The sequence below is a fragment of the Streptococcus infantis genome (assembly GCF_047460685.1).
Lineage (GTDB): Bacteria > Bacillota > Bacilli > Lactobacillales > Streptococcaceae > Streptococcus > Streptococcus infantis_AD.
This window is the reverse complement of record NZ_JASHFS010000005.1, coordinates 14899-37766: the sequence shown is the minus strand read 5'-3', so window position 1 is coordinate 37766 and position 22868 is coordinate 14899. Positions and strand designations below refer to the sequence as shown.

The window sequence follows — 22868 nt, the reverse complement described above, 5'->3', positions numbered from 1 at the left end:
AATAGCTATGGCTACTTCTATTTACTTTGTCTTAAATTAGAATTGTAGAACTTTTTTCAGATAGTTTAAAAAGTTTGTATTCACTTTCTCTTTACTTTATAATGGACAGGAAGGAGAAAACTATGTCAGAAATTACACATGAAATTGATGCAAACTTTGCTGGCCGTTTAAATATCTTGAGAGCTGGTGTGCTGGGAGCTAATGATGGAATCATCTCTATCGCTGGAGTTGTTATTGGGGTTGCCAGTGCGACTAACAATATCTGGATTATCTTCCTCTCAGGATTAGCCGCAATTCTTGCTGGTGCCTTTTCTATGGCTGGTGGCGAGTATGTATCCGTATCTACTCAAAAAGACACGGAGGAAGCTGCTGTAGCCCGCGAACAATTACTTTTGGATAAAGATATGGAAGCTGCTAAAAAATCACTCTATGCAGCTTATCTTCAAAATGGTGAGTGTGAAACATCAGCCCAACTCTTAACCAATAAAGCATTTCTTAAAAATCCTCTCAAAGCCTTAGTTGAGGAAAAGTACGGAATCGAGTATGAGGAATTCACTAATCCCTGGCATGCTGCAGCATCTAGCTTCATCGCCTTTGTACTTGGTAGCCTGCCACCAATGCTTTCGATTATTATTTTCCCAAGCGAATACAGAATTCCTGCCACTGTCTTTATCGTAGCGATTTCTCTATTAGTTACCGGCTACACTAGTGCTAAACTTGGAAAAGCCCCAACAAAAACAGCCATGATTCGTAACCTCTGTATCGGTTTGTTGACTATGGGAGTGACCTATCTATTGGGACAGTTGTTTAGTATTTAAAAAAAGATACCGCTCGGTATCTTTTTTTTGCTATCAAAATATAGACAGTTAATTTGATTTACCAAAACCAACCTTCGTCATCATTGATAGGCTGGGCTTCTTTAATCTTGCGTGGGCCTGTTCCATACATTTCAGCTTCGATATCTTCTTTTGTTGGTAGAATCGAAGCTAGGATAATGTAGATAATGATTCCGAGTCCAAAGTTTGCGATTGTAAAGATTGCAAAAAGGAAACGAACAAGGGTTACATCAAGATTCCATTTATCAGATAGACCTGCAAGAACACCTGATATCATGCGATTTCGTCTCATTTTATAAAATTTTGTATTCATAATTTATTCCTCTTTCGGATTTCTTAATCTTAGTATAGCACTAAACTAGATTTACTACATCAGTCCTTAGGCCGATTTAACAAGAAGAGTTTTCCACGACAAAGACCACAACGATAACGCTTGGTATCGATTTTTCGCTTTCGTTGATAGATTTGCTGACAAGACTGACAAGCATAGACTAAATTTGGCTTTTGATTGGCACTTGATAAGGGAGGAACAAAGCGGAGCCCGTCTACCTCTTTTAAAAGTTGTTTAAAGGCTAAATCCTTATGCTGATAGCCTTTATCTTCGAAATAAAGATGATAATGGCAGAGCTCATGACGAACAATTTTACGAAAAACCTCTAAACCAAGTTCTTGATAAACCTTAGGATTGAAATCCAAATGACCATCTTTTGGGAAAAATCGTCCACCTGTCGACCGTAGACGAGTATTCCATTGAGCTTGGTGTTTGAAAGGTTTTCCAAAATCTTCTAAAGAAACCTGTTTAACGTAATCAGTTAGATTCATTTGGAGCTAGGAGCGACAGATTCACTTTTTCGCGGTCAGCATCGATTTTCTTCACCCAAACAGTAACCAAATCGCCAACCGAAACTACTTGACTCGGATGTTTGATAAATTTCTTACTCATGTGAGAGATATGAATGAGACCGTCCTCATGGATACCGATATCAACAAAGGCACCGAAGTCAACGACGTTGCGCACAACTCCCTCAAGCTTTTGGCCAACTTGTAAGTCTTTGATATCCAAGACATCCTGACGAAGGACTGGAGCATCAAAGGAATCACGGAAATCACGTCCTGGTTTGAGAAGGTCAGCGATAATGTCTTTAAGTGTTTCTTGACCGAGTTCTAGCTCTTGAGCCATTTCCTTGATTGAAACGGATTTTAGCTTGGCTTGCGCTTCTTCATTTAGGTCTTTAATATCTAAGCGTTTGAAGAGTTCCTTGACCGCTGCATAGTTTTCTGGGTGAACACCAGTATTGTCAAGGATGTTGCTGCTTTCAGGAATACGAAGGAAACCAGCAGCCTGCTCAAAGGCCTTAGCACCTAGTCGAGGAACTTTCTTGATTTGGGCTCGTGAAGTGATTTTTCCTTCTTCCTCACGGTACTTAACGATATTTTCAGAGATGGTTTTGTTTAGTCCTGCAACATGTGAAAGTAGGGCTGGACTAGCTGTATTGATATTGACACCAACTTGGTTAACAACTGTATCCACCACGAAATCAAGACTTTCAGATAGTTTTTTCTGACTAACATCGTGCTGATACTGGCCAACACCGATGGATTTAGGGTCAATTTTAACCAATTCAGCAAGGGGATCTTGCAAGCGACGAGCGATTGAGATTGCCGAACGTTTTTCAACGGTTAGTTCTGGAAACTCCTGACGGGCAAGTTCACTAGCTGAGTAGACAGACGCACCACTCTCATTGACAATGACATAGCTAACTTCTGGAAACTCTTTCAGAAGTTCTGCCACAAAGGCTTCACTCTCACGACTAGCAGTTCCATTTCCGATAGCGATAATTTCAACACCGTATTGGCCAATCAAATCTGCCAAATCACGCTTAGCTTCTTCAATCTGACGAGCTGAAGCTGGTTTGACTGGATAAATGACTTGTGTCGTCAACATTTTCCCAGTCGCATCAACGACCGCAAGCTTGGCACCTGTACGAAAAGCAGGGTCAAAACCAAGAACCACGCGCCCTTTAAGAGGTGCTACCAGAAGAAGATTACGGAGGTTTTCTGAGAAGAGTTGAATAGCTCCTTCTTCTGCCTTCTCTGTTAACTCTGTACGGATACGACGCTCGATAGTTGGCAGTACCTTCTTCTTAACAGATTGCTGAATAACTTCTTCAATATAGGCATTTTTAACCTTAAAACGAGCAGCAAAGAAGGCTTGAATACGTTCAACCGCATGCTCAAAACCAATCTTCAAGATGCCTAACTTCTCACCACGATTAAGGGCAAGAGTACGATATCCCTGCATGTTAGGAACCGTCTCTGAGAAATCGTAATAAATCTGAAAGACTTGCTTTTCATCTAGAGTTTCGTCTTTAAGTTGAGATGTAATTTTAGAATGTCTAAGAACTTCTTGATAAGTCATCGAACGCAAGTTGACATCCTCAGAGAGAGCTTCAACCAAAATATCAACTGCACCTGCTAAAGCATCTTGTGGAGTCTCGAATCCTTCACAGACAAATGCTTCTGCTTCTTTTTCTAGGTCAGAAACATTTTGTAAGATTAAGCGAGCAAGAGGGAAAAGCCCCGCCTCACGCGCAATCGTTGCCTTGGTGCGACGTTTTTCCTTATAGGGAAGATAGAGCTCTTCAACGTCTGCGAGTTTTTCAGCAGCTAAGATGGCTTCTTCTAACTCTTTGGTCAACTTACCTTGCTCTTTGATTTTTGACAAAACAGCTTCCTTACGGTCATTGAGGTTGGTAAGACTTTTATCAAGGTCGATAATAGCTTTGATAGCCACCTCATCCAAACTACCAGTCATGTCTTTCCGATAACGAGCGATAAAGGGAATGGTTGCTCCTTCTGCTGTCAAAGACAAGACCGTATCAATTTGCTTTAAGGTTACACCCAAATCTTGGGAAATTTTTTCATATTTTTTATCCATGAATCTATTATACCATAAGGAAGAAAGCTTGTTTTCCTTAATTTGTTGCTTTATTTCAACTTTATAAAGAGAAAAGCAATGTTTGTTTTAAAATCCAACTATTTCCCAGAAATAATAGTATAATAGAGGAAACAATAAGAATTGAGGTATGCCCAATGGCTGTTAAATTTACAAAAACTGATGACTTAGATAAGATGTTCGAAGAGTTCGCTAAACTACCTGATTTGAAGCAAGTGACATTTCCAGATGATAAAGAAAAGAAAGATAAGGCTGAAAAGAAAAAATAGATGACACTCTTTCAAAGTCTACCTTCTAGTGTGTTACAAGCTGGCGCTATTTTTCTATCAATTATCATTGAAGCTTTACCCTTTGTCTTAATCGGTAGTATCATCTCTGGTGCCATTGAAGTCTATGTGACTCCTGAGAAGGTTTATAAATTTCTCCCTAAAAATCGCTTGGGGAGAATCTTTTTTGGTAGCTTCATCGGTTTTCTCTTTCCCTCTTGTGAGTGTGGAATCGTTCCGATTATCAATCGTTTCTTAGAGAAAAAGGTTCCAAGCTATACAGCGGTACCTTTTCTAGTAACGGCTCCTATCATCAATCCTATCGTACTTTTTGCGACTTATTCAGCCTTTGGTAATTCAATTCAAATGGTTTTCCTAAGAGCTTTGGGCGCGATTCTAGTTGCTACTATATTGGGTATCTTTCTTGGATTTTTCTGGGAAGAACCTATTCAAAAAGAAAATAGATTGGCTTGTCATGAGCATGATTTTTCTCACTTGAGTAAAAGTCAAAAAATCCTTCAGGTATTTATCCAAGCTATCGATGAATTCTTTGATATGGGACGTTATTTGGTTTTCGGTTGTCTGTTTGCTAGCATAGTCCAGGTTTATGTACCAACTCGTATTCTGACATCAATTAGTGCAACACCACTACTCGCTATTGTTCTTTTAATGCTCTTATCTTTCTTACTATCGCTTTGTAGTGAGGCAGATGCCTTTATTGGCTCTTCGTTGCTCTCTAGTTTCGGATTTGCGCCAGTTCTTGCCTTTCTGGTTATTGGACCAATGCTTGATGTCAAAAACCTACTCATGATGAAGAATTATCTTAAAACTCGCTTTATTTGGCAGTTCATGACCATTGTGACTCTTGTTGTTCTTGTCTATTCTTATCTAGTCGGGGTGATGATATGATACGATTTCTTATTTTGATTAGTTATTTTTTCTTAACCCTTTATCTACACCTATCTGGTAAGCTCAATCAATATCTAAACCTCCACTACTCTTATCTGGCTTATATAACAATGGTTCTATCTTTGTTACTAGCCATTGTTCAAGCCTATATTTGCTTCAAGCGTTTGAAAGAACACAGTCACTTACATAAGTTTTCTGCCAAGCTTGCTAGTTCTGTCCTCCTAAGTTTACCTTTGTTAGTTGGGTTTACATTTCCAACTGTCGAGCTAGATTCGCAAACAGTATCGGCAAAAGGATATTATTTTCCTCTGTCAGAAGGAACGGACAAGGCAATCCAAGCAAGCGAAGGTACGAGCAGTCAGTATCTTAAGCCGGATACCAGTAGGTTTTATTCACACACAGCTTATGTAGACACTGTTCGTAAAATTGCTGATAAATACTTAGCTCAATCTAGTATTGTCATCACCGATGAGAATTACTTGGAAGTCATGGAAGCTATCTATGATTATCCAAATGAATTTGAAGGCAAGGAAATCGAGTTTATTGGCTTTGTCTACAACGATCCAAGTCACAGCGATAGTCAATTTGTCTTTCGCTTTGGTATCATGCACTGCATCGCTGATTCGGGAGTTTTTGGCCTCTTGACCACAGGAAACAACAATCAGTATGAAAATAACACTTGGGTGAGAGTCAAAGGTAAGATTAGCAATCGCTATCACAAGGAACTCAACCAAGTCCTCCCAACCCTTGAAGTTCAATCCTTTGTAAAAGTCGATAAACCAGAGAATCCTTATGTTTATAAAGAATTTTAAAAAGTAGCCTGAGTGGGCTACTTTTTCTTGTTTAGTAAGGTTGAATGTTTGACGTATTCAAAAGATTAGTTTTCTGCATTACAGAATTCTAATACTGTCTGTTTATCTATTTTTTTACTTTTAGGATTTAAACATCCAAGCTTAATTTTTGCCATTAGCAATAAATGAATGTTCAGAGATCCATTTGGTGTAGCTAGCTAACCTTTCATCTGTTAAGGATTCTACTGCGATAGTTACACACATATCGACCGCTTCTTCAACTGTTACAGAAAAACGATAACTATTCAACTGCAGAAATTTCACCAAAACGAAGAAAACAGTTCGTTTATTAGCGTTGGCAAAAACACGCTTCTTAATCAATTGGACAAATAGTATCGTTGCCTTATCAAAAGTTATTGGATAAAAAGGTTTACCAAAAACAAATTGTTCTGGTAAATTGACAATCATATTTAAGGCAGAAGGACTAACTGTCTGAATTTTTTCATTAGGTGAATAACGTTGAATTGCTAAAGCATTGATTTTCTCGATTTGCCTTTCTGTAAGATAGACTGTCATTTTTTCACCAAAGCTTTGAAAACATCATCGTATTCATCAAAAATTTTGTCCAAATTTAAGTCAAAGACATCATCAGATACATAAGAAATCTGATGTCCAGACTCTTCGGGAGTAAAGATAATTTCACCATTTGGATTGGTAATGGTGATTGAATTTCCTTGTTTTCTTGTTTTTACAATCATATGACTCCCTCCTCTGGCGTATTATAATAAATAATTACCGTAATTACAATGACAGAATGTCAGTTAAAATAATTCAGCTTGAGAAATTTCTGCTAAGAACTCATCTGAATAAACCGAATAAATATTTAGATTGAACGCTTGGTGGTTGTTCATTGCTTGACCACATCTACAAGTCCATTTTCCCATAATTAACCTCAGTCACGACGTAATTCTTCAAGGAAAAAATGATTAAGAGCTTCCCAGTCTTTCTTTTCCTCTGTAACACTTTGGACGTAGTCATCCAGCTCTTGGATATTTTTGATGATAAAGTCCTGAATTGGCTCTATCGGCTCAATTTCCATACCTTCAGGGCCCTTTACCTTGATATCAAGCAATCTAGACACATGGTCTTTCATTTCATCAGGGAGGAGTTCTTTGACCAAATCATCAAACAAAATCGGTGGAACAGAGTGATGTTTTTCAATCCAACGACAAGCTAAAATGGGACGAAGTGCATAGAAATACTTTTTAGGTTTGACCTTATCTCCTGAAAGATACTTATTCATTTGAGTTCTAGCAGTATTCAAGTAATGGTGGAGCATCTTTTTCTCTGAAAAATACTGACTAACAAGCGGACGGATACGGTTAATAAAATCTGCATCTTGCTGGTAAACGATTGGCGACTGTAACCACTCAAAGAGGGTTGGATTTGACTTATAAAGCAACTTTAAAGCCTTGTCCAAATCCCAGCCACTCACATCCCAAGTATCGTCAATTGGTAGTTCGATGACATCTCGATGATCGTTCAAGCTTAGATAAAAATCTTGCTTGTGCTTGTATACGAAACGCACATCAAAATCACTATCCGGAGACTCAAAGCCCCAAGCGCGACTACCAGACTCAATTGCCCACAAAACAGTAACATCATAATCACGCTCAATTTCTGCAAGTTTTTCAGGTACCAAAACATTCATTTCTTCTTGTGTTTGCATGGTGATTCTCTTTCTATTTTCAAGCTACTTCTTCGGCGCGATTATTGATTAAGTCAATTGTTTGGACAATATTCCTCAATACTGGTATTTGATGTTGAAATAGTACTTGTACGGAGCCATAAGATTTAAACGGTTCTTGTGTCAGGATAGACTTATCCATATAACCATTTTCAACGACATAATCGACAATCAATTTCACAAAAGAAATTTGCTTAGCATTAAGGCTTTCATCTGACAAGAACTTAGAAAAGACTTGATTAGCGGCCTCTCTATTCAAACCAATAATCTCCCGCACCAATCTAGGAATAGCCTTGTTCTCATAGTGCTGCTGATAGTCAGTTTTACTTCCTAATTTTTCCCATAATAGAGTTTCTAATGCTAATAAATCTTGAGGAGTCAACTTCTTGTTATGATACAATTTAGAAATTGCTTCCTCATCCAAATGAGCTTTCAAATAATGTTCAACTTTTTCGTTATAGGATCGAAGATCATTTACCTGCAAATAAGGGGTGGTTTCATATACAGTAGACAGAATTCGATCTTCAAAATTGACATAATATACCTTTCGGATCTTTTTATCCAAGAATTGCAATAAATCTCTTAGAGAAAGTCGTATTTTTTCAAGTTCAGACAAGCTTACTTCCTCCCAAAATTCAGGTTCTTGCACTTTCCTGATAATTTCAGCCTGTGCAAAGACCTGAGGGATATTGCCAACAGAAGCAAGAGCCTGAGCAGTTTTCATAACTTGAGATATATGAGTCCGTGATGGCTTAGAGGTTAGTTGTCCTACTTGAATTTCTAACATCCATAAATCAAAGCGTCTCGCCATTTCATTTTCTTTATCTTCATCAAACATGAGAGGAGATATATGAGTATGAAGATTTTCACATGAAATCGTTGTAAGATTTTGCCAATTTTCTAATTTCTTATAGGTATAAACCATATCTAAGACCATACGAACTCTAAAGTCTAACTCATTCAAGTCCTCTACATGACTATGAAGTTCTGAGACCAGTTGCTGACGATACTCTCTTGCAAATGGATCCTCTTGATAGCGAAGGTCTTGCAGTTCACGAATCAAGTCAACCTTGATATTAAACAAACGCTGTGTCAAGGGAACAATATGACGTCCATTTCCTTCTCTCGGATCTGCTTTGAAGTATTCAAAGTTGTCACCATAATCAAATACCAAGAAGTTTTCCTTATCCTGATCAGGTCCAAACAAATCTTTACAGAGACGCGTTCCACGACCAATCATCTGCCAAAATTTTGTTTTTGAGCGCACTTTCTTGAAAAAAACTAAATTAACAACCTCTGGAACATCAATACCTGTATCCAGCATATCAACTGAAATTGCAATTTGAGGGTATTTCTCTTTGATTTTAAAATCATCAATCAAGGTTTGATAATGTTTAATACTGTAATCAATCACCTGAGCATAGTCGCTCCCCTTTTCAGGATATCGTTTATTAAAAATCTCTCTAATAAATTCAGCATGGTGATGATTCTTTGCAAAGATGATAGTTTTTCCAATCTCATCACCCGAAGCCGTCTGAATCCCTCTCGTCATTAGTTCATCTAGAACAATCTCTACTGTACCTTTATTAAAAATAAAGGAATTAAAAGCTCCAGCATCAATGTCTTTTTCTAGACTATCATCTTCAAATTGGCTATCAAAATATTCTTTATCTTCTTGGGATAGATCATCGTAATGAAGTCCATCTGTAGGTAATTCTAACTTGGTTTCGATCGAATGATAGGATACCAAGTAGCCATCCTCAACAGCCTTTTCAAGATCATAAGCATAGGTAGGAACACCATTTTCCAAGTTAAAAAATCCATAAGTGTTTTTATCAAGGTCCTGACGAGGTGTGGCCGTTAAGCCTACGATTCTAGCATCAAAATAATCAAAAATGGCCTTGTATTTTTGATAAATAGAGCGGTGAGACTCGTCAATAATGATAAGATCAAAATGACCAACAGTGAAAGGGCGTTGAATGACTTCTTCCTGATCACTAATAGCTCCAATCATGGTCGGATAAGTAGAAAATACCATACGACTTGATCGTGCTCCAGCTTTATCCTCTAAAAAGTTACAAACCGAAAGATCTGGAAGTAATTTCCTAAATGAATCATAGGCTTGTTTTACAAGAGATGTTCGGTCAGCTAGAAAGAGAATATTTTTGACCCAATTGTGACGTGATAGGATATCAACAAGAGAGACTGCTGTTCGAGTTTTCCCAGAACCAGTTGCCATTACCAAAAGAGCTTGTCTTCGATTGTTAGAAAAAGCCTCACAAACACTTGCAATCGCATGTTTCTGGTAATAACGTCCAGAAATATCGTCTCTGATTTTACTAGAAATATCCTTCAGTGGTTTTTGCAAATGTCGTCTGTCCATCAATAATTGCAATTCTTCTTGAGAATAGAATCCTGCAACCTGGCGACGATTTACACCATCAAGAATGTAGTGCTTGAGGCCATTTGTAATAAAACAAATCGGTTGATAACCTATTTTTTCCTCTAGCGCTTTAGCATATTCCTTGACTTGTACTTCACCGACTTCTGGATTAACTGCAGCCTTTTTGGCTTCAATAATGGCTAAAATCTTTCCATTTTTACCATAAAGGACATAATCACAATAACCTGTTCCCGAGCCGTGTTTCAGTCCATTAACAGCGACTTCAACTCGACAATTTTCTTCAAATGTCCAACCTGCTAAGCGTAAATCAATGTCAATAAAGAGTTTTCTCGTCTCAGCCTCAGATAACTGATCGATATGAAAAGAAACCTCTTGCCGTTGAGCAGCAGTTTCACGTTTTTCTGTATAATTTTCTTGAACTTCCAAGGACTGTACAGCCATTTGTTCATAAAAGTCAGGCATAACAGGTAAACTGTCTTGCAGTTCCACCATGGCTTGTGGTGTTTCTCTTTTCTTGACATTCTCTGAAATTGGCAATAACTTCTCGTCAAAAAAACGTTCCACAAACTCATTGCTGTAGCAGTAATCAATAAAGTTTACGAACTGGTACAAATGATGTAAGGCTAAAATCGCTTCACGTTCCTTGATCTCCCCACCATGAGCAGCATGATTGCCCCAGCGTATCAAGAGAACCATCTGACTATGAAGCTCTGGATCTACGATTTCTCTAAAGTCATCATCCCAAACTAATGAAGACAAGGTAGCACGATAAGGGGCTTCCAAATAAGAATCATGGCTATAAATCCAATGAACAGCCTGCTCCAAGGCACGACGCGCCATGAAAGCTGTCGCTACAGTGGATGTCCCAATCATATTCTCAGCTTCTATACAGGGCCTCGAAAAAGATTCATACTCCTTGTTATTTAAAAGAAAATCAAAATTTCCCATTTTTCTCTCACTTTGATTAAATAGATAGCTATATTATACTAGATTTTAAGCTATTTCTCCACAGTTTTATAGCCATCTGACAAGTAAATTGTGATTTGTCAACCTGAGCCACAAAGTCTGCGAACTCGTTTTGTAGGGAAAGAGGGGGGAGGGGGACTCTAATTTGTAAAAATTTTGATTTCGAAATATTTTTCATACTCCCACTAGTTCCAGAGGAAATTCTCTTAATTTTTAATTTTGTTTTCTCATTTGTAATAAGCTTCCATAAGAAAACTGGATTTACTCGATCATTCAGAATAACCTTCCATAATCTATCTGGCAAATATATATTATCACTATTGATAGCCCAAACATACCCAGCAGCCCCAACTAGTTCAGAAGTGTTCATACGACTAATAATTACATCCCCTATTTCAACTTTATGTTCATCTAAGGGAATATAGTCAATTGGTAAATTTTTTACTTCAGAGGAATTAAAATAATCGTACGATACAGCTCCTGTTTTTAATACTTTATTCTTATTATTTTCCTCACCAGCTAAACTTTTACCTGCTCTCAGTTCTTTTATATATGTATCTAAGAATACTGAGTCAGGATAATCTTCAAACATCTCGTTAAATCGGGATTTTACAAGGTTTGAGAGTTCTATGAGTTGCTGATTACGTAGAGTAATTATTTGATTTATTTTAGTTAAATTATTACAAATTTCTTGCTGAATACTATTTTCAACAATAGGGACCTCTATATTTTTTAAGTACGTTAAATTAATATTATTCTGAGCTACTCCTCTACTATCGTTTTTTACTCTATTTTTAATAGAAAGAAGGAAAAAATAAAGATATTCTTTTAATACTTTTTCAGACTTTAAATGTAAACCTGCTATAGCCTGATTTGTTGCAGCATCAATATCTAATATAGCTACTTCACCAATAGTAGCAAAAATAGTATACAATATCGTACCTCTTGAAAATAATTTTGCAGAGGAAAACCGCAATCCTAAATCTGTAATATGTTCTTCAACTTTAGAGATGTATTTTGAGTTTATATCTTTTATTTTTACCCAAGGTATATTACCTTGAACCCAAAATTCTTGCTTATTTCTTGAAGGAGTTCCTCCTGCTTGTATCTCACAAATTTCACCTAGTTTCACTTTCTTCATGCAACCACCTCCTCGAAATATCGGGATTTGCACTTAAGAGATGAATTTCTGATGGGAATGTTTGACATTACTTTGGTTGACCATAGCATAGGCTAAGGTTGTGTCAATTTTGCTGTGACCTAGCAGTTTTTGGACTTGTTCGATAGGCATTCCCTTATCAATTGCCTTTGTTGCTAGTGTTCTTCTGAATTTATGAGGGTGGACCTTTTGAATTCCAAGCTTTTGACCTAACTTTCTTAATCGAATCTCAACACCAGCTATTCCAAGTCTCTGGGCTTTTCCAAGCAAAGTAACAAAAAGTGCTGGATGATTATCTTCTCTGCTATTGATATAGTTCCTTAAATGGATTTTCGTACGAGCATCAAAATAAACAGGTCTCTCCTTTTTACCTTTCCCAAATACAACACATTCACGATTTTCAAAGTCGATATCTGAGCGATTCAGTTGAACAAGTTCTCCCACGCGCATTCCTGTAGAAGCTAGTAGATCGATCATTGCTAAATCCCTTAAGTTTTCACAATTGTCTCGCATGATTTCAAGATGTTCATCAGTATAAGTTTCTTTCACAGTTTGTTCGGTCTTAATCTTTTTTATCCGTCGAATAGGATTTTTGATGATATATTCCTCCTGCTCAAGCCAAGCAAAAAACGAAGACAGGATGCGTCGGATATTGTCCAAATTTGCTTTACTGCAATCTTTTTCTGACTGATACTGTGCTAGATAACTTCTCAAATCATCTGTTGTCAGTTGTGTTACAGACTGCTTTATGCTTGTAAATAAGTTTTCAATGGTTCTTTGATAATAACGAATGGTTTTTGCACTACACCCCTCCACCTGTTTAGCAGTAATAAATAAGGCTAACAAGGAATTATTCGTATACTTCTGTTGATTTACACCACTCACTAAATGACGCTCTAAACTCTCCCGTAATGCTAGTAATTGTGCATTGTTTAAAAGAGGTAGCATTTCTTGAATGATGATTGTCACTTTTGTTTCCATATTTTCTCACTTTCATTATTTCAATAAAAAGAGACAATATTAGTTTTCTGCATTACAGAATTCTAATACTGTCTGTTTATCTATTTTTTACTTATAGGATTTAAATATCCAATCTTAAATTTGGCCATTAGCTCTAAATGAATGTTCTGAGATCCATTTGGTGTAGCTAGACAACTTTTCATCTGTTAAGGATTCTACTGCGATAGTTACACACATATCGACCGCTTCTTCAACTGTTACAGAAAAACGATAACCATTTAACTGTAGAAATTTCACCAAAACAAAGAAAGCAGTTCGTTTATTAGCGTTGGCAAAAACATGCTTCTTGATCAATTGGACAAATAGTATCGTTGCCTTATCAAAAATTGTTGGATAAAGAGGTTTACCGAAGACAAATTGTTCTGGTAAATTGACAATCATATTTAAGGCAGAAGGACTAACCGTTTGAATTTTTTCATTAGGTGAATACCGTTGAATTGCTAAAGCATTGATTTTTTCAATTTGCCTTTCTGTAAGATAGACTGTCATTTTTCCACCAAAGCTTTGAAAACATCATCGTATTCGTCAAAAATTTTGTCCAAATTTAAGTCAAAGGCATCATCAGATACATAAGAAATCTGATGTCCAGACTCTTCGGGAGTAAAGATAATTTCACCACTTGGTAACAATTTCGCTTCGTATTTTACACCACTTGGAATATTGAATTCACTTGGAATGGTAATGGTGATTGAATTTCCTTGTTTTCTTGTTTTTACTACCATCTGATTTCCTCCTTTGAAGTATTATAACAAATAATTACCGTAATTACAATGACAGAATATCAGCCAAAATACTCCTGCATAAGAGATTTCTTCAAAGTTTCAAGTTCTTCTAGTGATTTTTGAATTGCCAATTGTGATTTATCTACCTGAGCCACAAAGTCTGCGAACTCGTTTTGGAGGGAAAGAGGAGGGAGGATTACTTTGAGTTCACTTAATATTTTTAAATTTATATTCTTTTGTGCTGATTCTGGAGCTTGACTTTCTAGTATCTTTTGAAAGTAACTAAACCAATAATGAATAAACATATTATTGGTTCTTTCTCCCGGAATAAAACCAACAATGCTATCTGGAAAACATGAATCAAAAGCCAATATACTTGTTTTAGCTATATTAGCTGCGATAGTTATACATAATGTCCCTTTATCCCACAATTTACTTTGTTTAAGACCAAACTCAGAATATGTAGAATGATAATCTACAATATAGTTTCCTGAATTAGCTACATCTCCCGTCTGTATAAACGGATAGATTCCTCCAAATAATTCCGAAGCATTTCGTGGTCTATGCTTAGAAACACCACGTCCAATAGTTCCAATTTTATTAAGTGTTTCAATTTCCCAACCCATTTCATTCAAAACAGGATCTCCAAACATCTCGTTAAATCGGGATTTGACGAGTTTTGATAATTCAGATAGTTGTTGTTTACGAGATTCAATTAATTTATTAACACCATCTAATCTCAAAACAATTTGCTGTTGCATAAAAGGCTCGTTGTATACAATAGACAAGTTATTCAACTTTGCCTTGTTTAACGTTTTACCCATCACAGCCCTGTCTGTTAAACTATCAAAATTTATTCCTTGTAGTGCATAGTAAAGATATTCATTAAAAAGCATCTTATTATTTTTAACCACAAAATTAGCTATTGCTTCGTTTGTGTACATATTTTCAGCAAGAATCCCAACCTTGCCAATAGATAACTTAAAACTCATCACAACTGTCCCTTTTGAAACAATTTGCATTTTTTCTTTTTGGACAGCTTCTTGAGTTATTTTTTCCTTTGTAGTACATAATATTTTCCCTTTCATATCAGAAATGGATAACCAAGGATAGTCACCTCCCCAATATAAAGTTTGAGAACGATTTGGTGTCTTGCCAATTCTTATCTCACAAACTTCCCCCAACTTCACTTTTTTCATACGTTCATCTCCCTATTTTAGTAATTCTTCTAACTCTGCTAAGCCAGCTTGAATTTCTTTTTCTAGATCATTGATTTTCTTTAAAATGACTTCTGTTGGTTCATACTCAACTTTTTCATACTCGATTTCTTTGTATTTATTGATGGACAGATCAAAATCATTTTCCTTAATCTCATCAACTGGAACAAAGAAGGACTGGTCTGTTCTCTTGCGATCTGCTTCTTTCTCTAATTGATGGAATCGTTGAATAATATCTGGAATATCATTGTTCTCGATAGGTTGTCGTTTATCATCTAAGCTCAGACCGTCTGCTTTCATATCGTAAAACCAAACCTTATCCGTCCCACCATTTCCAGTCTTAGTGAAGATAAGGATAGCAGTTGAAACCCCTGCATAAGGCTTGAAAACACCACTTGGCATCGAAATAACTGCATCTAGTTTATGGTGCTCAACGATTTCCTGACGAATCCCTTTATGAGCTTTAGAGGAGCCAAAGAGGACACCGTCCGGTACAATAACAGCTGCACGTCCACCTGGCTTCAAAGTGCGTAAGAAAAGAGCAAGGAAAAGTAACTCTGTCTTCTTAGTCTTAATCGTAGCCAACAAATCTCCAGAGGTTGAATCATAATCAAGAGAACCTTTGAAAGGTGGATTGGCTAAAACTAGAGTATATTTATCAGCTTCTTCGTTATCTTGAGAGAGAGAATCCAGATAGCTAATTTGGGGATTTTCAACCCCATGGAGCATCATGTTCATAGCCCCAAGTCTCAACATTGTCGTATCCGTATCATTCCCATGAAACATGGTATTGTGGAAATGCTTTACACTATCAATATTTGTCTGCCACTCTTCTTTTCTTCGGTCTAGGTAGCGACTTGCAGAAACCAAAAATCCTGCAGAACCCATGGCAGGATCTGAAACAATATCCTTAATTGTCGGTTGCATGAGTTCAACCATCATATCAATGATATGACGAGGAGTACGAAATTGACCATTTGCCCCTGCCTGAGATAATTTTGACAATAGATACTCGTAAATGTCACCAATATCTTTTATATCCGTAGGTAACTCATCCAGAGCAGCTATCGCCTTTTGTAAGGTAGCAGGTTTATTGATTTGAAAAATAGCATCCCTCATATAACGTGAAAAAGCTGTATCGTCAGTATCCCCCTTCAGATTCTTAATAAATGGAAAAATCTCTTGTGACATCAGGCGATAAACTTCTTGCGCATCTCCTAAGTTCTTAAAGGTTGACCAACGATATTCAGGTTTATCTTTTGGGAAAATTCCCTCATAGGGAATGCCTAGAAATTCAGCATCATTTTCTCGTCCAAGTTCAACTCTGTCCAAATCCTTCATAAATAAAAGATAAGTCAATTGCTCAATGTTGGTCAAAGGATTCGCATTCCCCTCTGTCCATAGCATTTCCCAAAGCTGATCAATCTTATTCTTTAATTCGCCTGTAATCATATTTTACCTCTCAAAATGTTTCAATTTTAAAAAACTGTCATTTAAAATTTTAAAACTTCTTATACCCCATTTTATCAGAATCCTAGGACATTATCAAAAAATTATTATAGTATCTACAGAAAAAAGCCTACGATAGGCTTTTTCTTAAACTATTTATTCACATCACGCTACTTGGGCAGCTAGTTCAAAATCAGTCATCAAATAATTTTCATCTAGACAGATAAGACTATAATATTCATTCCAAAATAGGAAGTCACTGTTATTTGACAATAATCTTTCTCAGCATCAAGGATATCCTTGATAATATTGGCCACATGATCACCATCTCTATAGCGACCAACTACCTCATTGTAAATGTCATACCCTTGATCACTGTCAATGATTTTAACGCCATCAATAGCCATACTCAACTCCTAATGCACAATCGACATCTTATTGCTAAATCTCAAAACTTATTTAATCTTATGCTTGTTCATTTTCTCTTGGAAAATATCTGTAAGAATTTGGCGCAATTCTTGAGCTTCCTTTTCAGGAAGTTGGCCTTCTTGTTCAGCTACAGCGTACAATCCTGGATACTCAAGCGAGATTCTCTTGACAGTACGTGTAATGGCATGTTTTCTAACAAAAAATGGAATCCGTTTAATCATATCTTGAGGAATTAAGGCGATAATCTTATCAGCTGTTTCCTTATCGTTCAGCTTAGAGAAAGTTAGTCCCTTTTTAATCATTTCTTGTTCTTTTTCTGTAAAATCTTTAATATCCATTGTGTCTCCTTATGACTATTTTATTTACTACTATTATACTATTTTTTTTAATTGGTCGAATGAAAAATCTCTATAAATCCTCTCTTTCCCAAGAACGGAATCTGTTGTAACAGGTAGTTTTTTCAGCAACTCTTGAATATCAATATCTTTGGGAAGAGGATTCAATTCTCCCAGACTATTTTCCTGAAGATGTGCTGCAAAGATAAACTCTTCATTTTCCCAATCCATAGCACAATCATTGATAAGATCTACTGGCGACAGGTCCAGCAGTTCTTGCTCTTGCGCTATAAAAGTCTCGTAGAGCAGCTCAAAAATAGCTTCCTTATCAATTTTTACAACTCTTAATGTATGTTCATCCATGCTTGGTGTCCTCTACTCTAATCATATCAATTTAACTATCATTCGGTTGGTAACTTCTTATCCTACTCTTTAGGCAAATCATCCCCAAAATACTACTTTTAGAGTTGAACCCACTTATCATTATCCATAATAAAGGGCTTCGCTAGACCTTCACCTGTATAGTTTTCGTATTTTGTATCTAGATATTTGTAGCAATCTTCCTTGGTTTCAAATTTGATGGCTTGATAAGGCTCCTCAAAGGTTAACTTTTCGACAAAGAGAATAGCCATCCTCACTTGGCACAAGTATCCCGACATGGCCAATAAATAAGGATTGACCATCCAAGTCATCATGCACTACTACGGAGAGCATTCTTGCATTTTCATTAAACTTGAATTGAGAAAGGAATTGTTCCATCTTAGCAGCATGCACCTTAACATCTGTCGTTGCTTCGGTCTTGACTCTTGAGAATAAAATATCAAAAGCATCTTTGTCTTCCGTACCAAAGACTTTTCCCTTATCAATGGCATCATTATCGACAAACAAAAGGGAATCATCTTTCTCTAACTTCGGAATTTCGATAGAATTTTTCAATAAACAATAACTGTTAATACGACAGTTGGTACCAACAAAATCACCTTTCTTCGGTGCCCAAAGATTGCTTATCTTTTCAACATCATAGTCTGTTTTGGTAAATGTAGAAAAATCTCCAGTTAAGCCTACTGAACCGACAGTATTGTTATAATCATTGACAAGGTTGAAAAATGCATCGACACTATCTTTATCCAAATGTGCAACCAAGGCTTTCCGAACTTCTTCTGCACTCGGTTGATTGTTCAAATTGCTATAAGTGGCTTTCCAAGAAACCTGATTCGACTGCGATTGAGTCACTGAAGTTTCAGCAGTACTATCAGAAGTCTTTTGAGTTTGACTACAAGCTACTAAGGTCAAAAGAAGTGTTGAGCAAAGACCAACAGTTGCTAATTTTTTAATTTTCATAGGCTTTCCTTTGTTTAAAAAATTGTTGTTAAAGGTAAATAAGATTATTCTTTCGGTTGAGAATAGACCTCGATATGCTGACCTAGCACCTTAATTTCTACTGGTAGGTCATCAGATTTGTCGCCATCAACATCCGTTTCCAATTCACAATCTGAAGAGATTTTGATATGACGAGCTTTTATGTACTCGATGTGATCATTTTCAACGACATCCCCTTTTAATAAGTCAGGAATAACTGACAATTTAGTAAGAATTGAGGCATCTTTTAAAATCAAAATATTAGCATAACCCTCCTTGTCTTCATCAAAGATTTTTTTGTCAGAAAAATAATTGGTAAGAAGAACTAAAACGTGACTTGCTTCTCCAATATAGTTTCCATTTTCTGTTTCAACTTGAATGTTAAATTCTTGATCTGTCACGACAGACTTTACAGTATTAACCGCATAGGCTAGCATACCAAACTTTGTTTTATCCTCTATCCCAACGTTATGGATGGCCTCTGGTAGTGAACCAATACTAAAGATATAACCAAAATAATTTCCATTTGATTTTCCGATATCAATCTTATTTGTAGAATTGAAATCAAGCTCGTCAATAGCCCCGTCTATATCTTGATTAATTTCTAAAAGTTTCGTAATCAGATTTCCAGTTCCTCCAGGTATAATTGCTAGTTTCGGAATGTAGTCTCTTTCAGCGATACCTGAGATCACTTCATTGACGGTCCCATCTCCACCGAATACGAGAACTGCCTCATAATGCTCCCGAGAAGCTTCTGTGGCGAAGTTGGTTGCGTCTTGCGCTTTTTGTGTAATTCTGGTATCGACTTGCTCGAAGTATTTTTTAGCCTTATTTTCTAACTTTTCCTTATAATCTAAAGCCTTTTCGCCACCAGAGGTTGGATTGATAATCAACATTATTTTTTGCATTCATTTTCTCCTCAATATCTATTCACATATTTATGGTATCAATATATCTTTTTTTGATACACTTTATTATATAATGAAATTTCTAAAAACAAAAATTGAAAGTAGTAAACTAAAATAGATACAATCATGAACTGTCTAAGAATTATTCTTTCAAAATTGGAAAAATAGATTTGTGGAAAAAATTCTATCAAGCTACAAACTGAAAAAATCATCTCATTTACTTTTTTTCATATACATCAGTTTTTAATTTACTTTAAAACAAAACCTATGCTTCTATTATTTTTTTAACCACAAATGTTGTAAAAAACTAATATCTTTATAGGGTTTTAAATCACATACTGCAAGTTCAATCTTTGTCATTTCTTCTAACCAGTTTTCTTTGCTCTTAAATTCATTTGGTTGTAGACTGTAAAATGTTCGAATCCCCAAATAGTTTTCTAATTTAAGACCAGACAAAGCTAATAATTCCTCTATCTTATAAGTAGAACCACTTTCAAAAGATGGACTCTCAAAATTTTCACCATTGAGTAAGCTAAATGCTTGGTTGATGTCATTAGCAAAAATAACACTTTGTAGAACTTTTCCAACTTGATTATGCTTGATAATTGAAATTAAGCCATCATCTTTTAAAATTCTTTTGAACTCCAGAAGATAGTCTTTTCGGTCATTAGGATCTATATATTCTAAAACATTATGGCAAAGGACAAGATCAAAGGATTTATCCGTAAAACGAGCGAGTTGGGCAATACTTCCCCACAATTTTTCATAGGATGTGGAAGAGTTGGCATAAAGCATTTCCTCATTAGGTTCAACAGAAATAACTTGATTCTTGCGAGAAAGAAATTCACTGACCAAGCCAAATCCAGATCCAAAATCAAGAATTTTCTTACCTTCCAGATGATCAAGTTGGGCAAAGGTTATTTCATATTGTATCTTTCCCCAAGGTTGTTTTAACATATTTCTATAATGTTCAAGATCAGATTTTTTGCTTGTCATGTCTTACCTCATTAAAACTGGTATTTTTCTTTACAATCATTTCTTTTAATAATTTACAGTAAACTGCCGAATTTTCAGTGATCTTGCGACAGTGGTCATATCCTTGCCAAATGTGAAATGTGGCATGAGGATACTTTTTTGGAAGAACTTTTTTAGCAGCTATCAAGTCGAATTCTTTTGAACCATAAAAGAAAACACAATTTTTTTGTTCCTCTGGCGTAAGGTTAGGCAAAGCTACGAAGGCACAATCATGGGAAATATGTTTGATGCTTTCTTCATCCATAGCAATGAAAGAATCCGCCATCATCTCTCCTTTTTCTCCATAAAGTGCAACCATCTTACGAACAGCAAGATCTCTATTTCTCAGAGCTTTTCTATGCTTTATTAACAATAAATACCTAGTAAAGAAATCAAGCAAGGGCGCATTTGTCCATAAACTAACCCCTTCAAAAACAAGTTTCCCAAACCTGATATCCTTGTAATTCAATAATTGCAGTAATACAACACCACCCAAGGATGCGCCAAAGGCTAAACTCAAGTCTTTTATATGGTGTTCCTTTAGATAATCATAAATCATCTGGCTTTCCTTAAGAGACGATTCGTAGAGGGCTAGAGCTGATTGCCCATGCGCCGACAAATCCGGAATGATATATCTAAACTCTTGCCCCATCTGGTTTGCAATCAGGGACTTCATCCCTTGAGCAGATGATAACATCGGGTGGATTAATAATATCGTATCTTTCTGATTAAAATTAAGATCAAGAATGTTCACTATCTATCACCAGATTTCTTTCCTTTTTAGCCCTTATCCTTAAAGAACTTATACCATCCATTTATGATTTATTCAGATAAATGCAACAATTATAATACCTTCACTTGAACCCCTTGCATGTCGAACGTTTCTTTGACATGTTCAAAATTACTGCTTATGATAGTCGCTTGCTTCAGATTTGGAAACTGTTGCAGTTCTTTAAGACTAACTTCATTTAGATCGAAACCATCATCTTCTCCATCCCACTGAGGAATCAAATTCAGATAAATTTCATTTCCGCCATCCATATAGATTTCTTGGACTTGTTCGGCATATTTTTTGGGTATCGGAAGATTTATCATATAATCAAGTGCTGGCTGAATAATCTCCATACTTTCTGTATCGATTTCCAGTTCACTAAATTCATCCGCAAAATCATAGATGTCAAAGTAGGGTTTCAGTACTCGTAAATCGTACATCAAAACTTGGATAATAGTTAGTTTAAAATTTATATTGTCAAAGTGTAGCAGTTCTTCGTCAGTTTCTTTTAACTTGTAGCTTTCCCGTTCATGTTTGACCTCTGGGAAGTAGGAAATTGATAGTGTATCTGTAATGGTCTCTGGAATTCCATTACAAGTTATCAGGGTCTTGCAAGGATTGAGAGGTAATTCTTCCTCGTCCCACATGGGTTTGACCTTCTCTCCAAAATATAAATAAAGCGAAGTAATTAAATGCTCCTCATCAATATAGACCTCACAACTCTTTAAGTGTTGTTTAATTTCAAAGGAATGCACAAATACGAAACCAAGTTCATCATAAATATATTTGATAAACTGCCCTTCTTTTTTGAAAAATCGGTCAGGCTTCCCCAATACAGCTTCAATATCTTTCAAGGATAAAGGAAAAGCTAAGCTGGTTCCGTTAATAATCATTGAATTGTTTTGAAGATCGATTTCAAGTTTTTTGTGTGTTTTTTTCTTAAAAAAATCAAACATATTATTACCCCTTCTTAAGTTTCTTCAAGATACATTTTGACTGCTAGGTATTCCTGCTCTTTAGCATAGACAAATACTTCTGAATTTCTAATGTAGTCAAAAATATTTTCCTCTAAATCTTCATCCCAGGTTGATTCACTAAAGATTTGATTGTCTTGACTTGCTTCATAGAAAATATCAAGGTGAACTTGATAAAACTCTTCATCTTCATTTGGGGCTTGCCTTACTAATGATAGTTGAAACAAGGGCTTATCAGATATACTTGTAAATGTCCCTGTTTCAAACAAAATCATCTCATCATCAATAGGCTCACGACACAAGTCTTCAAATATTGCTACCATATCCTCCAAGGGCATCTTATCGGTGATTCTTTCTCTTAAAAATTCAAGTGATTGCTTCATGCTTCTCCTCTTTCTAATTGGAGCTTCGTTCTTAGAATAATCCTATTAAAAAACTGAATCCCTACACCTTTTATTATACTACATTAACAGAAAAAAGACTGAAGCAGATGGCATTCACGGATCTATACTATTGTAATCGGTCAATTTCCTAAAATGATTACCTAGTCCATTTTATTGTATACAGATGAGGTGTTATTTGAGCATGCCCTTTTATAACTCAATTAGTATTAAAAATAAGATAGAAACTTCAGG

Annotated in this window: 25 protein-coding genes and 1 pseudogene; 4 read left to right on the top strand and 22 right to left on the bottom strand. The window is 36.1% G+C overall.

Going from position 1 to position 22868, the window contains the following annotated elements; all coding sequences use genetic code 11:
- Positions 1–122 precede the first annotated feature (122 nt).
- On the top strand, positions 123–818 hold the full coding sequence (locus QM917_RS03250; RefSeq protein WP_414284810.1) for a VIT family protein: 696 nt from the start codon (positions 123–125) through the stop codon (positions 816–818).
- 58 nt (positions 819–876) lie between these two features.
- Here the strand turns inward: QM917_RS03250 and QM917_RS03245 are convergent, their stop codons facing one another.
- The 3 genes from QM917_RS03245 to QM917_RS03235 are packed head-to-tail and all read right to left on the bottom strand — an operon-like array spanning position 877 to position 3774.
- On the bottom strand, positions 877–1149 hold the full coding sequence (locus QM917_RS03245) for a PspC domain-containing protein (protein WP_049503317.1): 273 nt from the start codon (positions 1147–1149) through the stop codon (positions 877–879).
- A 59-nt stretch (positions 1150–1208) separates the two neighbouring features.
- The gene (locus tag QM917_RS03240) at positions 1209–1658 is read right to left on the bottom strand and encodes a SprT family protein (RefSeq protein WP_414284809.1); all 450 of its coding nucleotides are present in this window, start codon (positions 1656–1658) and stop codon (positions 1209–1211) included.
- Positions 1645–3774 (bottom strand): Tex family protein, encoded by a 2130-nt coding sequence (locus QM917_RS03235; protein WP_371607756.1) that lies wholly within the window; start codon positions 3772–3774, stop codon positions 1645–1647. The genes QM917_RS03240 and QM917_RS03235 overlap by 14 nt, the downstream gene beginning before the upstream one ends.
- Positions 3775–3929: 155 nt before the next feature.
- Here QM917_RS03235 and QM917_RS03230 point away from each other — a divergent pair, with 155 nt between their 5' ends.
- From QM917_RS03230 to QM917_RS03220, 3 genes are read left to right on the top strand one after another with little or no spacing between them, the layout of a single operon-like run.
- Positions 3930–4061: an SPJ_0845 family protein gene (locus tag QM917_RS03230; RefSeq protein ID WP_000268695.1), complete on the top strand. Its 132-nt coding sequence runs from the start codon at positions 3930–3932 to the stop codon at positions 4059–4061.
- On the top strand, positions 4062–4967 hold the full coding sequence (locus tag QM917_RS03225) for a permease (RefSeq protein ID WP_414284807.1): 906 nt from the start codon (positions 4062–4064) through the stop codon (positions 4965–4967). It begins immediately after the preceding gene.
- Positions 4964–5779 carry a TIGR03943 family putative permease subunit gene (locus QM917_RS03220; protein WP_414284805.1) on the top strand — a complete coding sequence of 272 codons (816 nt, stop codon included), beginning with the start codon at positions 4964–4966 and terminating at the stop codon, positions 5777–5779. Before QM917_RS03225 ends, QM917_RS03220 begins: the two co-directional genes overlap by 4 nt.
- A 141-nt stretch (positions 5780–5920) precedes the next feature.
- Here the strand turns inward: QM917_RS03220 and QM917_RS03215 are convergent, their stop codons facing one another.
- The 19 genes and pseudogenes from QM917_RS03215 to QM917_RS03125 form a co-directional block, all read right to left on the bottom strand.
- Positions 5921–6334 carry a type II toxin-antitoxin system death-on-curing family toxin gene (locus QM917_RS03215; protein ID WP_371607760.1) on the bottom strand — a complete coding sequence of 138 codons (414 nt, stop codon included), beginning with the start codon at positions 6332–6334 and terminating at the stop codon, positions 5921–5923.
- The gene (locus QM917_RS03210) at positions 6331–6516 is read right to left on the bottom strand and encodes an AbrB family transcriptional regulator (protein ID WP_371607761.1); all 186 of its coding nucleotides are present in this window, start codon (positions 6514–6516) and stop codon (positions 6331–6333) included. Before QM917_RS03210 ends, QM917_RS03215 begins: the two co-directional genes overlap by 4 nt.
- 194 nt (positions 6517–6710) lie before the next feature.
- On the bottom strand, positions 6711–7487 hold the full coding sequence (locus tag QM917_RS03205) for a DNA polymerase beta superfamily protein (RefSeq protein ID WP_414284803.1): 777 nt from the start codon (positions 7485–7487) through the stop codon (positions 6711–6713).
- Positions 7488–7506: 19 nt separating this feature from the next.
- Positions 7507–10857, bottom strand: coding sequence for a DEAD/DEAH box helicase family protein (locus QM917_RS03200; RefSeq protein WP_414284802.1), 3351 nt, complete (start codon positions 10855–10857; stop codon positions 7507–7509).
- Positions 10858–10885: 28 nt separating this feature from the next.
- Positions 10886–12016 (bottom strand): restriction endonuclease subunit S, encoded by a 1131-nt coding sequence (locus QM917_RS03195; protein WP_414284800.1) that lies wholly within the window; start codon positions 12014–12016, stop codon positions 10886–10888.
- 33 nt (positions 12017–12049) lie between these two features.
- Complete coding sequence (gene xerA / locus QM917_RS03190; RefSeq protein WP_049549514.1) at positions 12050–13015, bottom strand: site-specific tyrosine recombinase/integron integrase; 966 nt, start codon at positions 13013–13015, stop codon at positions 12050–12052.
- Between the two features lie 114 nt (positions 13016–13129).
- Complete coding sequence (locus tag QM917_RS03185; RefSeq protein ID WP_049549513.1) at positions 13130–13543, bottom strand: type II toxin-antitoxin system death-on-curing family toxin; 414 nt, start codon at positions 13541–13543, stop codon at positions 13130–13132.
- Entirely contained in the window at positions 13540–13776 is a 237-nt protein-coding gene (locus tag QM917_RS03180) for an AbrB family transcriptional regulator (RefSeq protein ID WP_000260607.1), read from the bottom strand. The genes QM917_RS03185 and QM917_RS03180 overlap by 4 nt, the downstream gene beginning before the upstream one ends.
- Before the next feature lie 59 nt (positions 13777–13835).
- Positions 13836–14975, bottom strand: a complete 1140-nt coding sequence (locus QM917_RS03175; protein ID WP_414284798.1) for a restriction endonuclease subunit S — start codon at positions 14973–14975, stop codon at positions 13836–13838.
- 12 nt (positions 14976–14987) lie between these two features.
- Positions 14988–16445, bottom strand: a complete 1458-nt coding sequence (locus QM917_RS03170; protein WP_049548229.1) for a type I restriction-modification system subunit M — start codon at positions 16443–16445, stop codon at positions 14988–14990.
- A 212-nt stretch (positions 16446–16657) separates the two neighbouring features.
- Positions 16658–16849, bottom strand: coding sequence for a hypothetical protein (locus tag QM917_RS03165; RefSeq protein WP_049548230.1), 192 nt, complete (start codon positions 16847–16849; stop codon positions 16658–16660).
- Positions 16850–16897: 48 nt separating this feature from the next.
- A complete protein-coding gene (locus QM917_RS03160) occupies positions 16898–17209 on the bottom strand; it encodes a hypothetical protein (RefSeq protein WP_049548231.1) in 312 nt (103 codons plus the stop codon).
- Positions 17210–17242: 33 nt separating this feature from the next.
- Positions 17243–17569, bottom strand: coding sequence for a hypothetical protein (locus QM917_RS03155; protein WP_049548232.1), 327 nt, complete (start codon positions 17567–17569; stop codon positions 17243–17245).
- A gap of 98 nt (positions 17570–17667) precedes the next feature.
- Positions 17668–18547, bottom strand: a pseudogene (locus QM917_RS03150) (DUF4300 family protein).
- A 44-nt stretch (positions 18548–18591) separates the two neighbouring features.
- Positions 18592–19473: a diacylglycerol/lipid kinase family protein gene (locus QM917_RS03145; protein WP_049548234.1), complete on the bottom strand. Its 882-nt coding sequence runs from the start codon at positions 19471–19473 to the stop codon at positions 18592–18594.
- 276 nt (positions 19474–19749) lie between these two features.
- A complete protein-coding gene (locus QM917_RS03140) occupies positions 19750–20469 on the bottom strand; it encodes a class I SAM-dependent methyltransferase (protein ID WP_414284796.1) in 720 nt (239 codons plus the stop codon).
- Complete coding sequence (locus QM917_RS03135; RefSeq protein ID WP_414284795.1) at positions 20450–21241, bottom strand: alpha/beta hydrolase; 792 nt, start codon at positions 21239–21241, stop codon at positions 20450–20452. The genes QM917_RS03140 and QM917_RS03135 overlap by 20 nt, the downstream gene beginning before the upstream one ends.
- 89 nt (positions 21242–21330) lie before the next feature.
- A complete protein-coding gene (locus tag QM917_RS03130; RefSeq protein WP_414284793.1) occupies positions 21331–22215 on the bottom strand; it encodes a DUF6892 domain-containing protein in 885 nt (294 codons plus the stop codon).
- Positions 22216–22229: 14 nt separating this feature from the next.
- Positions 22230–22616, bottom strand: coding sequence for a hypothetical protein (locus QM917_RS03125; protein WP_414284791.1), 387 nt, complete (start codon positions 22614–22616; stop codon positions 22230–22232).
- Positions 22617–22868 lie beyond the last annotated feature (252 nt).